This is a genomic window from Leucobacter alluvii, from assembly GCF_039530485.1.
Taxonomy (GTDB): Bacteria; Actinomycetota; Actinomycetes; order Actinomycetales; family Microbacteriaceae; genus Leucobacter; species Leucobacter alluvii.
The window spans coordinates 62371-75577 of sequence record NZ_BAAAOP010000001.1 but is presented as its reverse complement, the minus strand read 5'-3'; the positions used below and the strand labels follow the sequence as shown (position 1 = coordinate 75577).

General features: G+C 57.0%; 9 protein-coding genes. All 9 read right to left on the bottom strand.

Going from position 1 to position 13207, the window contains the following annotated elements:
• Window positions 1-509: 509 nt before the first annotated feature.
• The 9 genes from ABFX18_RS00350 to ABFX18_RS00310 all read right to left on the bottom strand — a co-directional run bounded on the left by ABFX18_RS00350 (window position 510) and on the right by ABFX18_RS00310 (window position 13204).
• Window positions 510-1277, bottom strand: coding sequence for a hypothetical protein (locus tag ABFX18_RS00350; RefSeq protein WP_346056921.1), 768 nt, complete (start codon window positions 1275-1277; stop codon window positions 510-512).
• A complete protein-coding gene (locus ABFX18_RS00345) occupies window positions 1274-4348 on the bottom strand; it encodes a type III restriction-modification system endonuclease (protein ID WP_346056919.1) in 3075 nt (1024 codons plus the stop codon). The genes ABFX18_RS00350 and ABFX18_RS00345 overlap by 4 nt, the downstream gene beginning before the upstream one ends.
• Before the next feature lie 4 nt (window positions 4349-4352).
• Window positions 4353-6284: a site-specific DNA-methyltransferase gene (locus tag ABFX18_RS00340; protein ID WP_346056917.1), complete on the bottom strand. Its 1932-nt coding sequence runs from the start codon at window positions 6282-6284 to the stop codon at window positions 4353-4355.
• Window positions 6285-6288: 4 nt separating this feature from the next.
• Window positions 6289-6954 carry a DUF4391 domain-containing protein gene (locus tag ABFX18_RS00335; RefSeq protein WP_346056915.1) on the bottom strand — a complete coding sequence of 222 codons (666 nt, stop codon included), beginning with the start codon at window positions 6952-6954 and terminating at the stop codon, window positions 6289-6291.
• Complete coding sequence (locus ABFX18_RS00330; protein WP_346056913.1) at window positions 6951-10220, bottom strand: helicase-related protein; 3270 nt, start codon at window positions 10218-10220, stop codon at window positions 6951-6953. The genes ABFX18_RS00335 and ABFX18_RS00330 overlap by 4 nt, the downstream gene beginning before the upstream one ends.
• A 2-nt stretch (window positions 10221-10222) precedes the next feature.
• Window positions 10223-10423 (bottom strand): helix-turn-helix domain-containing protein, encoded by a 201-nt coding sequence (locus ABFX18_RS00325; protein ID WP_346056911.1) that lies wholly within the window; start codon window positions 10421-10423, stop codon window positions 10223-10225.
• A 95-nt stretch (window positions 10424-10518) separates the two neighbouring features.
• Entirely contained in the window at window positions 10519-11655 is a 1137-nt protein-coding gene (locus ABFX18_RS00320; protein WP_346056909.1) for an alpha/beta hydrolase family protein, read from the bottom strand.
• 14 nt (window positions 11656-11669) lie between these two features.
• Window positions 11670-12731: a hypothetical protein gene (locus ABFX18_RS00315; RefSeq protein ID WP_346056907.1), complete on the bottom strand. Its 1062-nt coding sequence runs from the start codon at window positions 12729-12731 to the stop codon at window positions 11670-11672.
• Complete coding sequence (locus ABFX18_RS00310) at window positions 12728-13204, bottom strand: hypothetical protein (protein ID WP_217132837.1); 477 nt, start codon at window positions 13202-13204, stop codon at window positions 12728-12730. The genes ABFX18_RS00315 and ABFX18_RS00310 overlap by 4 nt, the downstream gene beginning before the upstream one ends.
• Window positions 13205-13207 lie beyond the last annotated feature (3 nt).

Below are 13207 nucleotides of genomic sequence, written 5' to 3'. Positions count from 1 at the left end.
CGATCTGCCAGAGGCGTGAGGACACGTTGCCAATTTAAAGCAAGCCTGAGCGCGCAGCGAAGGCTTCAAGGTAAGCGCGATACGACGGATTGTGACTGAGTACGGGCCAGTCACTCCAGTGACCTTCGAACCGAATTCGATTGAAGGTCTGCGCCGCAGGAGTTTGTGCCTTGCCGATGTACGGCGTGTCACCGCCCCAACTAAATTGGTCAACCGTCGAATCAATAGTCCATAGTCGCAGGCCCGATTGGTGGCGAAGCTCGAGCCAAGCATGTCCGTTCGGCTGGTCGTGGTGCCCAGCATCTACGAACGCCCACGTTCCGAGGCCACGCGATTCGAGCACTTCAGCCAGAACGATCGAGGCGTACTCACACCACATCGCGGGAAACAAGCGCTTCAGTCCTCGGCTCGGCTCCGCATCTATGGTCTCAATCGCAGATCGGACCTCATCGGTGATTGATGCGAGGACTGGACGATCTACAAGTAGAGAGGAACGATCAATCGACACACTAGTCATCCCCTACGTCGAGATCGTTGATGGTCTTACGCTCCAATCCGAGGTGCTCGGCAATGTGGTCAAGGAACTTCGTTGAGGTGAGGAACCACTCAGTGCCCCCTCGACGCGTGCGGGTACCGTGATGGTCCGCCATGCGGAGCCACTCGTGAAACTTCCTCTCAACGTCGTTGGACATGACCACAGGGTAAATACGAAGCAGGATCGGATCTTCGGGTAGCGCCGTAAACCTGCCCTGCGACCCCGCGCGATGCAATGCGTCACGGGACGAGTGCCCGACCTTCAGCAGGGTCTTCCCTGTGTCGGGGTCAACGGGGTACTTCAAGTAGTGCGGCAGTGTATAGACGTAGATGCCGGGTGTACCTGCAGCCTCGGCTTCCACAGTGGCCTTTGCCGTAGCAGCATCTTCGACTTCAGCGGCGACGCGGTCCTCCGCACGCGCAGTCAGTTGCTCTTCAAGCAGTATCCAGTCCGCCCTCAGTTCGGGTGAAAGGTCTGGTCGTTTCAGGAGGGTTCGAACTCGGCGTGCAGCCTGCAGCGCAAGAGTTGGCCCCGCCGGGAGAAATCCCTCGGTCAAGGCCGCAATCGTGACCCGGTTGTTGTACCCGTAATTCCCGGCCTTCGCTCCAGCAAGCTCGGCTTGCTGCTCAAGCGTCAGCCCTTCACGGTCACCTCTGAACGTGTCACCGAGGCGGCTCGGCTCGGTTTCAAGAACCGCTTCAGCCTCGGCCCTCCTGTCATACGGGATTCTGCTGTCGCTCATGCCGTAACCAACTGCATCAGCTCAGAGTAGTCGGTGACGACGTCGTACTTGACATCATCGCCGTTCTTCGCGTTGAGCGATGCGAAGAACTTACGGGCGCACTCAATCTTCGCGTCTTCGACCCCCTTCAATTGAAGAGTCGAGAGCGAACCCTTCGTCTCTGCAACAAAGTAGACATGCTTGACTGTCCCCTCGGTGAAAGCGATCGCCCAGTCGGGGTTGTAGTCGCCGACTGGGGTGGGGATGAAGAACCCGCGCGGCAGCTTGGCGTAGACCGCGACCTCCTGACTCGTGTCCAGTTCACTCACGAAGGCACGTTCAATCTTGGAATCGGTGACGACGTATTCGTAAACGCTCTTCTTGAGCTTGTCGCCCGCCTTCGACAGATCTTGGGCTGTCTGGTTCTCCGTGAAGATGGCAGAGTCAAACCGGTCTTCCAAAGAGTCGTATGCGAGGTGCTCGACGATTACGGTCGCCTTCTGCTCGTTGATCAGCCGCGAAGCCTCGGTGATGAATTGCTCCGGGTTTTGTTTGAACTTCGCGAACGTCGCCGGGTTTATGCCGGTCAGAATCGCCGCGCACGTACGCCGGGTGAGTTGCGTTTTCTCCGCAATCTCTCCAAGCAAGTCGTACTTGACGGTCGAGCCCGCCGAGACGGCTGACTGCTCGATTTTCGTCTCGGAGACCTTGAAGCCGGTACCTGTTTCGAGTTGCTCGACTTCGAGTTCGACGACTTGCTTGCCGCTCTCCACGACGTACTGCATGACGGTGACGTTGAGTGACTTGTCGAGCACCTGAACGCAGTTGGTGATCAGCTCTTCCGAGTCGAACTTGACTTGGTAAACCGCTTTGTGATTGATGCGGCCCCACAGTTCCTGGAACTCGCGCCTATAGAAGTTCGCCTCGTTGAGGGGAATCTTCTTGGGCTTGCGGCCGTCAACCGGCTTAGGCATGTCGAGGTACAAGGCATCGACAAGTGGCCAGACGAAGTCGACCACGGGGAGCAGCACCTCTGAAGTTGGCGAGGCAAGCACTCCCTCCGCCCGGGCTTCCTTGTACGCCTCAGTGACGTGTCCGTCATCGTCAATGTAGTCGTGTCGGATGAGGTGGTCGTAGAGCGCCTGTGCGACAACCTGCTCCAGCACGCTTGTGGACCCGTCCTCGATGGTGATGTGCTTGCCAACGAAGTAGTCCACACTCGCCTTGCGTGGACGGGCAGACAAGGACTCAACGATCTCCTTCTGCAACGCTGTCACGAAGTCGGTGTACGACTCATCAGTAACAACGGTCAGCTCGTTGATGTCGTGAACTGTGACCGGGTTATCCATTCGTTCGCCGTGTTGATCGACTGAAAGTCTTAGTCCGCGGCCAATCTCTTGCCGTCTCGTGGTGGTGTTATCGCTCTTCTTGAGCATTCCCATAACGAACACGTTCGGGTTGTCCCAGCCCTCGCGAAGCGCAGAGTGTGACCAGATGAACCGCACCGGTTCCTCGAACGAGAGGAGGCGTTCCTTGTCTTTTAAGATCAGATCGTAGGCGTCAACGTCGTCCGACATACCAGCGAAGTCGCCACGGGCGGCGATTTTGCCATCGACTGAGCGTCCCGTTTTCTTGTCGATCGAGAAGTAGCCCTCGTGCGTCGCACGAACTGGGATGGCTTCGACATGTTTTCGGTACCGTTCGGCTGCCTCGTCCAAGTCGAGCTGTGCGAGGGTGTCAGCGAGCACTGCCTCGTACTCTTCCTCGAACATCCTGGCGTAGTCGCCAAGTGTGTCTTCGCGATCGTAGTCACGATACTTTGCCACTTCATCGATGAAGAACAGCGACAACGTCTTGATGCCTTGCGTGAACAGCTCCCGTTCCTTGTCGAGGTGGGCGCGGATCACTTCGCGGATTTGAATGCGACGTTTGGTGTCGTCTGTCACGTCTTGGGTGACCTCACCCGCGCCGAGGATGTCGCCGTTGCTAAGTTCGATGATGTCGCGGTTCGCGTCGACATCTCGAATGAAGAGTCCCTTGTATGCCTCGATACCGCCGGAGATGTCGTGGAGGTTCATGCCCTGGCTGAGTCGTTTGACTTGCCGTCGGATGCCCTGAGCAGTCTGGACTTCAAGCTCGACACGTGCCTTTGGGAAGTCAGCGCCCTTCCCGATCTCTAGGCCGTCAACGTACAGATAGGCGCTACTTCCCGCCAGCTGTTTGACAGTGATGCCACGCACTGCGATCTTCTTCACCAACTTCTGGTTGTACGCGTCCACTGCATCGAGACGGTGCACCTTCGTGCGCGGTATCTTGTGCGTCGCAGAGTAGCGGATCGCGAACAGAGCGTTGAACTGACCAAGCGCCGCGAGCGACTTGGACGGCTTCTTCACGTCTCCCTCGATCTTCTGCGGTTCATCAATAATGAGAATTGGGCGGTTTGCCGCGATCACATCGATTGGCTTACGAGACTGGAAGTCGTCCAACACCTCATAGATTCGGCGCGCGTCCTTACCTGTGGCGTTGAAGGCTTGGACGTTGATGATCATCACCTGCACGCCCGCATCAGACGAGAATCGTTCCAGCTCATGGAGGCGCGACGAGTTGTAGACGAACGTGCGTGGTTTGGTGCCGTAATGCTGTTGGAAATGATCGGCGGTGATGTCGAACGACTTCTTAACACCTTCACGGATCGCAATCGACGGCACAACGACAATGTACTTCGACCAGCCATACCGCTTATGCAGCTCCATGATCGTTTTGATGTAGACGTAGGTTTTCCCGGTGCCGGTCTCCATCTCAATATCGAGATTGAGAGAGGCCGCAGAAACCTTGACCGGGTCCTTCAATTCCTTCGACAACGGCAGACCACGGGACTGCTGGATGTTATGGAGATTCGTTAGGATTTGTGAAGATGTGAGGGTGAGCTCGGCGTTGCGGAACCCTGCGTCGTCGAGCAGCGCCGGGGCGGCGCTCTTACCGGGGTCGACGCGGTACCTCACGCCGTCAGCGTACGGTTGTCCGTCGAACACGTTGACGACCGAATCAACCGCCGCGGTCTGGTAGGGCTGTACCTTGAACTGAAGTTTCATTGAGTCAGATTGTCCTTACTTCGGTCTCGGGCGACAGCTCTCGGAAGATTTGCTCGGCGTTGATACGCGCGGAATCATTGGCGAAACCTGAGTCCTTGAACACCGCACGTAGTGGACGTCGCACAGCAATCGTTCGTACAACGACGTCGGTGACCTCGTCTGCGAAGCATGCCATGAGCGCATCGCCCGCGAACGTCCAGTAGCGCTGGCCAGCAAGCGTTTCAGCCGAGACAGGCTCCGTGATTTCCAGCCCGGCTTCAAGCAAGACTTGGAACAAAAGATCTTCTTCACCTCGTCCTTCTTTGACGCTGTTGGCAAACCCAGAAAGTGAGGCTTGAACCAGATCATCCGGTGAGCACGCAACATCAATCATGTTTGTGCTGTCAACCCGTAGCGCGCGGAATCCCCGGTCAATACTCGCACTCGCTTGTTCGCCGAAATCAACTGCCTGAGCAGCACGCCTTACCCTCTCGCGGGATAGCTGCGAGATCGTTCGGTACCCGGCTTTCGCGGCCTCGGAGAGAGGGTCAGTTTCTTCATCTAGCTGAACTAGAATGAAGCGCCGAGATCCACCATCTTCAGCATTCGCTTCAAGAACCGCGTGTGCCGTAGTCCCCGAACCGGCGAAAAAGTCAAGAATGATCGAGTCCTCAGCGGCCCCCATCATGATTACTTGTCGCACAAGGTCTACAGGCTTGGGCGCCTGAAACAATTTCTCACGATTGCCAAATAGTTCGCCAAAGTCTGCTTGTCCAACCTCAGTATGGAACTGTCTCTCGGCCCAGAGAGACTTGACTTGCTTCATGGACACGCCGTCCTCGCCGATGGCGTAAGCCTTACGGTAGACCTTCCAATTGCCACCTACTTGCTTTCCGACGAGTTCATCAATCTGCTCTTGAGATTTAGCCGCGGACCATGTCCAACAACCCTCGAACCCGTCATCCCAGTTTGGCAAGACAGTGGTAGACCCCGGAACCTCGTTGAGACTAACTGTTCCCACCGCATCGACGAAAAACGGGTAATACAAGTTTGGCCGGTTAAATCGACCAAACTCTCGATGCGTATTCCTCAGTTCAAGCTCACGATAGGCACCTCGATCGTCCCTGAGTCGAAAATTCTTCTCAATCTCCGAAGTTGGTCGAGGGACGCTTACTGCACCTTTCGGCAGTCTCTGTCGAGAATATCCAACCAAGTATTCATGGCACCGCGCAACATACTTGTCCTGGTTGCGACCCTTTGGATTACTCAAGACGGCAATCTGAAACACGAAGTTTGCAGCACCAAAGACCTCATCGCAGAGAGCGCGAAGGTTCGATACTTCATTCTCATCAATTGAAGCTACGAAGAGCCCATCATCGCTAAGAAGGTTTCTGGAAAGCCTAAGCCTCGGGTACATCATGCTCAACCAGTCTGAATGGAAACGCCCATTCGATTCCGGGTTTGCGACGAGGCGTTCTCCAGAATCTGATCGCTGACCGGAGCGTGCGAGATACTCCTCGCTTGACTCGGCAAAATCGTCTTCGTAGATGAAGTCATTACCAGTGTTGTACGGCGGATCGATATAGATCAGCTTAACCTTGCCGAGGTAGGACTCTTGGAGAAGCTTGAGCGCGTCAAGGTTGTCGCCCTCGATGAAGAGATTCTTCGTAGTATCGAAGTCAACGGACTCTTCTCGCACCGGTCGGAGCGTCTTCGCGATCGGTGCGTTGGCGGTGAATGCGGCGGCACGCTTGCCGGGCCATTCAAGCTGATAGCGCTCCTGCGGGCCTTCGACGATGTGGTCAGAAAGCTCCTGCCTCAGGAGATCAAAATCGATCGCCCGTTTGAGTTTGCCGTCTTCGTCAAGTGTCTCTGTGACCACAGTCGGGAACAGTTCCGCGAGCTTCGTGATGTTGGCGTCGGTTAAGTCTGGCGACGTCATTCGTAGTTTTTCCACGGTGTTACCTTTGCTGTTCCAACTCGGATTCTTTAGTCATGAGGACTTTGCGCAACTCAATCTTGCGGTTGAGTTGCTTCTCGTTCTTGATCTTGCGGCGGAGCGCAGCGATCTCGCGTTCGAGCTTGCCGATCTCTTTAAGCCTGTCAGCAACCTCCGACATCGCCTCGCCGGGTCGCACCTCTATCTCAATCAGAGGCTCCAGGAGAGCTGCGTACAGCGCGGGCAAGCTAATGGCCGTTGGCAGTGGCTGGCGGTGAACGTCAGCGGCTAACCAACCGGTGCTGAAGTACTGGCTGATCTTCGGAGAGTTTGAGCCCGGCTGCTTGTGAGCCGCCACCATGCGCACCTGTTCATCTCCTGAGGTGTTTCGCACCAGTTCGAAGATGATGGGTGAAGGTATCGTCTTGTCAATCGTCGCCAGCACGTGTTCAGAGATGTCTGCGTCCTTAGCGTCGATGCGGAGAACCTGAATCTCAGGCACGGACTCGCTGTCGGGAAGGTGGATCGTGGCTTCAGCAAGCTTGAACGCCCAGGTAATGCGTGCAACGTCGGAGACAAAGCGCTCTCGTGTCGACGCCGAGACTGTGCCTTGCTCGTAGAACCTTTCTTTCGGTATCCGTCGTCCGAACTTCGCGGCTTCGGGCCATCGGTACAGCACATCGCTCATGAGTGACCGCCGCCACTGCTTGGGTGGACGACTGCGATGAATGCGATCAACTCGAAGTCGTCAAGCCCCGCGATCGTCTGCGTGAGCGCTGTCGTGTGCCCGCCGGTGAAGAGACTGTCGATGTCACGTTCTTCGGTGACTTCGATCATCGAGTGGATCGCATCAGTGAGCAACTCCGAGTACTTGCCCATGCGAGCCCCCTCGGCCGTTGCCGTGTTGAACGCTTTGACGACGTCTTCGACTGGTTCTTCAAAGGGACGGCAGCCGCTCCGAAGGAGGTCGAGGAGGTGCTTGGCTTCGGTGTGGTTTGAAACTACGTCGCCGTGCTCGTCGAGGTAGACGAGATAGTGCGGGTGGAGTCGGTTCCCTCGGTTGATGTGTTCGTCGGCGTTGACGTTGCGGAGCGCAAAGATCACACCTGGCACGAGGCCTTTGTCTGGCGCCGCCGGGATCACAGCGTGTAGCCCTTTGGGTACGGCGGCGAGATCGCCGTACTCCTGTATGTAGCCGAGCAGATCCATCCGGAAGTCGTTGAGACCCAGGTCGGTAATTGAGACTCCGGTGCGGACGTCTTCCAGCTCGATGACGTCGTCTTGGAGTTTGCGGAGCTGTTCCTTGCGAAAGACCGCGTCAGAGTCTTCGAGGGTGAGCACATTGTCGTCGGCAGTTCCGGCGATATCGGCGATCACCATGCGGCTTTCGACGCGGTCCTTAAGGTTGATGTACTCGTCGAGAGAGATGTCCGGCCAGAAGTTGACGAGCTGGATCTCTTTGTTTGTGGACCCGATCCGGTCGATTCGCCCGAAGCGCTGGATGATGCGTACGGGGTTCCAGTGGATGTCGTAGTTGACGAGGTAGTCGCAGTCTTGAAGGTTCTGGCCCTCGCTGATGACGTCCGTACCGATAAGTACATCGAGGTTGCGCGTGTCGTTCGGCATGGTCACCTCGCGTTGCTTCGAGCGTGGCGAAAACAGGGTCATGACTTCCTGGAAGTCGAGTCCGGTACCAAGAGTGGTCTTTGCTCCATGCCCGCCACCAGTGATGACGGCACTGTCGAGGCTGACATCCTTCAGCGCAGGAGCGAGTTCGCGGTACAGGTAGTTTGCCGTGTCAGCGAACGCAGAGAAGACGAGCACTTTCCGGTTGCCGTCATTGATCGGATGCTGTGCCTTGTGCTCGATGATCCGCTTCAGTTTCTGGAGCTTGAGATCGTGCTCCGGCGTGATCTTGTTCATCTCGTCGAGCAGTTCGCGCAGCGTTTCGCGGTCGTTCCAAAGGTCGCGCTGCCACGACTCGATGTCGATATCGTTTAGGTCGATCCTAATTTTCTCGCCATACGAGAGCGCCTCAATGTTGGCATCGTCTTCGTCATCAACGTCGAAGTCCATCTCGGCGAGTTCGGGACTAAGGTCTGCCAAGTTTCCTGCGTGGTTTCCGATCAACTGGTAAGTGCGGGTCACCGATGCCTGGATCTTTTCCAACGTGAGCCGGAACGCGTCGACGGAACTCTCCAGACGTTTGAGTAGGTTCACGGTCATAAGCTTCTTCAGCCCCTGCTCACGCCCACGCTGGCCAAGGTTGGATCGGGCGGTGCCTGTAGTGACGTTGTAGAGGTCTTCGTACTTCGAGAGCCTGCTCTTGAAGACATACTCCAATGGCGTGTACACCGCCATCGTGAGCGCGTCGAGTTGCTCAAATATCTCGTTGAAGGTCGGTACATTTGGCAGGCCGGTCAAGGGCTCACGGATCGATACCGGTGGTCGACGCTCAGGGAACGCCCCGATCTCTGTTGTGTCATAGAACGCCTGGATGTGCTTTCGTGACCGGGCGATTGTCACCGAGTCCAGCAGTTCGAAGAAGTCAAAGTCGAGCATCTGCAGGATGCGATCGGTTGTCCGATCTGCAGCGTCAAGCTTCGACCACTCGTTGAACACACGCTGCGCATCGGAGAACACTTTCTCAACTGACGTCGAAAGGTTCAGGTGCTGAGCGAGGTTCTCGGACTCGCCCTCGTAGGCAAGCTGGAGTTGATTCTTCAGATCGTTGAATCGGTTATTCACAGGAGTCGCTGAAAGCATCAGCACCTTGGTCTTCACGCCCTCGCGAATCACCTGCCGCATGAGTCGCTGGTAGCGGGATTCCTTTTCTTCTGCATAGTCAGCATTGCGGAAGTTGTGGGATTCGTCGATCACGACCAGGTCGTAATTACCCCAGTTGATTCGGTCCAGCCTCAACCCGAGGGACTCCCCCTTCGTGCGAGAGAGGTCCGTGTGGGCAAGGACGTCATAGTTGAACCGGTCGGAAGCGAAGATGTTCGTCGTGAGGTTGGCGTTGTAGTTCGTCCAGTTCTCAGCGAGCTTCTTCGGGCACAGCACGAGCACCGACTTGTTCCGCAGCTCGTAGTACTTGATCACCGCAAGTGCTGTGAACGTCTTTCCCAGGCCGACGCTGTCCGCGAGGATACAACCGTTATACGTCTCCAGCTTGTTGATGATTCCCGTAGCGGCATCGCGCTGAAAGTTGTACAGGCTCTGCCAGACCTTCGTCTCCTGGTATCCGGTGCGGTCGTTCGGGAGCACATCTTCGCTGATGTCGTCGAGGAACTCGGAGAACAGATTATAGAGGATAAGGAAGTAGATGCGAGCGGGAGAGTTCTCTGCATAGACGGTCGCGATGTGATCGTGAACCGCTTGTGTGACGTCATTGAGCTGTTCAGGGTCGTGCCAAATCTGGTCAAAGATTGCGAGGAACTGCTGCGTCTCTGCTGCCCCCTCAAACTTCGTGACCACGTTCGAAACCGCCGAGCCGCGCTCGTATCCAAGATCAGTCGTCGTGAATCCCTGGATCGGGAAGTATGCAGCACGGTCATCGACCGCGGCGAGGGCCTGAATCGCATTGCCATTTGCGTTTGAACGGAACGAAACTTTGGCGCGAATCCAGTCCGCACATTCTCGGGCGATTGCACGCTGAGTCAGCTTGTTGCGCAGCTTGATCTCGAACTCAGAGCCCGCGAGGGTTGACTCCACTGGCGGGGCCACGAAGAACTCACGGCGTTCCTTGCGGAGCTTGTCGGTCACCTTCTCGGTAGCAAAGGCAGGCGAGGTGAAGATGAACTCCAGCTCATCGACCTGCTCCAGCTCTCTGCGGAGCGCCTCGAATGCAAAAATTGAGAACGTCGATGCGGCGATTCGTACCTTCGAGCCCGGTGAAATCTCGGCTTTGAGGTCCTCACCCAGCAGGTCAGTGACGTTGTTGATGATCTCCATACTCAGTCCTTCGCCACGTCGGTATGCGCGGCCGCGGCACCACCGCGACGAACCCAGTCGTCGACCTCTGTGGCTTGGAACTTCCAGAGGCGACCGATCTTGTGCGCAGGCATGCCCTTTTCGGCGATCCAGGTATAGATGGTGTCCTTCGTGACGCCAAGGTGGGCGGCGATGTCGTCGGCAGACAGCCACGGCTCAGTCACGCTTGGTCCTCCCTCATCAGCCCATATGGGCCGTCACTCCCGATGATATCGAAGTTATGCCGATTGAACCGGGTTTTTCCGGGTAAACATGGTTGTCAGCGATCTAGACGCTGGCCGAGCCAGTTTGCTGCGGTGGCATGCCAGCGTTCGTTATCGGTATTCCAGTTGAGGGTGTGACCAGCGTCGAAAGCATCAAGAGAGACGAGTTCTGGGCGCTGGTCCCGTAAGCGCTTGGAGGTTGCAAACGGCACCGAGTTATCGCAGGTACCATGAAGGATCAACATCGGAACAGTGAGTTCGTGAGCCATCTTCACCCAGTTGAAATCTTCGAGAGGCAAAGCCGTTGGCAGGCCGACCATGCGCGCAAGCGGTCCCTTCATCAACCAGGGCATCGCGAGTGCGCCTGCACTGCTGGGCAGCCCGGCGCGCTTGCAGTTCGCGTGGATTACCGATCGCCAGTTCAGTACTGGTGAGTCAAGCACGAGTCCGACGATCAGTTCTCGATACTCCGCTCGGTGTGCAAGTTGCAGCGCAATCGCGGCACCCATTGACCAGCCGAAGAGCACGATCCGGTCGGCACCACGCCTGATCGCGTAACCGATTGCAGCATCGACGTCTTCGACTTCAGTGACGCCGAGTGTCGACCTGCCGTTGCCGAGGAGTGAGCCTTCGCCATCGTTCCGGTAGCTGACCACGAGCGAGGTGAAGCCAAGTTCGGTCGCGACCTGCACGCCGCGAATCGTACCTGCTCGGGAACTGCCGAGCCCGTGAACGTGTATTGCCCACGTTGAAAGGTCGCCATCGATTCGCCAGGCAGGCGCGTGGCCAACTGGCGTGACAATAACGTTGTCTCGGTGTTCAAGCCCTGCGTCTGCTGGGGATGCATAATAGATGCCACTCCACGAGGCCAGATCTCCTGCTCGCGGAGTGAATCCATCGGAGGCTCCGGTGATGGTTCGCGCGATGCACCTGGGTCCTCGGTCGTCGACTTCGCTTCCGAGTTGCACCCAGCCACCGCGTTCGAACCAGAGGTTATAGACGCCTTGTGCTTCTGTGCCCTGAGTGCGATCGAGTACAAGACGCGACTGTCCATCAGCTTGTTCAACACCATGCACAGTGAGGTCGAAGTCGCGCGGCCCGATCGGTGCAGTGAGCTTTCGAGCAATACCCCAACCGAGAGCAGCGCCTCCGGCACCGAGTATCGCAGCCGCAACGCTCAGGCTCGCCGCCACGATCCTTCTCTTTCTCATTTCAACGCCTGGCCAAGGTCAGTCGAGCCAAACTGAGTTGATGTTACGGACGAGGCCCCCTGTACCAGGAGGTGATTCTCGGCTCGTTCAAGCAGCGCGAGATCGGTAGGGCTGATCTCGAAGACGACACGTGGGTCGTGCGCGAGATCGGTAGGGCTGATCTCGAAGACGACACGTGGGTCGATCATTGCATCTCGGATTTCCACGACATGTCGATACAGCTTTGCTTCTGGGTCCTCGAATACCTCTGAGGCGGGGTGCCATTTGCTCAAGCCTGGTCTGAGCTTCGTCGCGTTACGCCAGATTGGATCAAGCTGTATTAGTAAGGCGTCCGTGCGCACTCCTCGCAAACGACGTAGCACTGAGCGCGTGGCGGGCTGCGCGACGAAGCCCGCGCACAGGAATAAGAATGTTGCGAGTGTGAGCGGCCCGTAGGCTGCATCAACAAGCCGCATGAGATCTAGGGCTCCGATCACATGCGTGACATCCATGATGACAACCGTGACACAGAGCGCAATTCCGCAGCTTGCGCCGATCGCGAGTAGCAGAGCAGGGACGCGCAGCATGCCCTGCGTGACCCGGCATTGGCCGATAGCCAGTGCGAGCATCGCGGCAAGGACTACGCCACAGTAGGAAAACACGGTGATCGAATATGCGCCGACCAATGGCTGATCTCCGTGATCACTCATGAACGTGGCGGTGGTGTGACCTCGGTCCGCGAAACTGAACATCTTGGCCACGCAAACAAGAAAGATGAGGAGCGTGGGCAAGCTGATAGCGATCCGCACGAGTCGAGGCCGGTACTCTCCAGCTCGCATGACGCCTCTACCGAGAAAGTACAGGCCGACCATGAGCAGCATGTCCCCGGCAAGCGTAATGAAGTTGGTGCCGCCAAATAGCGGATCGAGAACGAGATAGACGGGATCGATGTTCAAGGTCATCGCGAGAGCGATGATGATTGATGCGTAGGTGATGCTGTGGTCCGTGCGACCGCGGCGGAGAACGAGCAGGCTTGTAACCAGCGCCCACATGACGCAGGAAACAAGCACCTGGATCACCCGAATATCTCCGTGTAACTCGTCTCGGCAAAGGCAACCCCGCGGATCCTCGCCGCAAGCTGGTCCGCGAGGCTCTCGGCCGCGATCTCCTCTTCGGTGCTTACATCTCCGCGGGCGAGTGCTCGGACACGTAATTCCGCGGGAATGTCGGGCAGGAGCGTATCTGGGATGTTGCCTGCGAGAGCATCACTGTCGTTTTCGCAGTGGCCCAGGATGATGTGTGCGAACTCGTGCAGCACGAACTGTTGAGTGTGTAGCGCGGAGTCGCTGTGAGCATGCAGGATAACGTCACGATCGTCGGAAAATAACAACACGGCGCAAAGCCCGCTAGATTCCCCAATCTCAGGAACTTCCGCGACTACGATTCTTCGCTGACGGAGGCGCTGCACCGCGCCCGTAAGTTCTTCAAAGGTAAAGTGCTCGCCCAGGTGTAAGCCCGCGAGTGCGATGGCTACTTCCTGATCGATGTTCATGAT

What these genes read in the sequence shown, in the direction of transcription:
- ABFX18_RS00335 (WP_346056915.1), bottom strand. Translation starts at nt 6,954, where the DNA reads ATGAGCGATGTGCTGTACCGATGGCCCGAAGCCGCGAAGTTCGGACGA.
- ABFX18_RS00330 (WP_346056913.1), bottom strand. Translation starts at nt 10,220, where the DNA reads ATGGAGATCATCAACAACGTCACTGACCTGCTGGGTGAGGACCTCAAA.
- ABFX18_RS00310 (WP_217132837.1), bottom strand. Translation starts at nt 13,204, where the DNA reads ATGAACATCGATCAGGAAGTAGCCATCGCACTCGCGGGCTTACACCTG.
- ABFX18_RS00350 (WP_346056921.1), bottom strand. Translation starts at nt 1,277, where the DNA reads ATGAGCGACAGCAGAATCCCGTATGACAGGAGGGCCGAGGCTGAAGCG.
- ABFX18_RS00345 (WP_346056919.1), bottom strand. Translation starts at nt 4,348, where the DNA reads ATGAAACTTCAGTTCAAGGTACAGCCCTACCAGACCGCGGCGGTTGAT.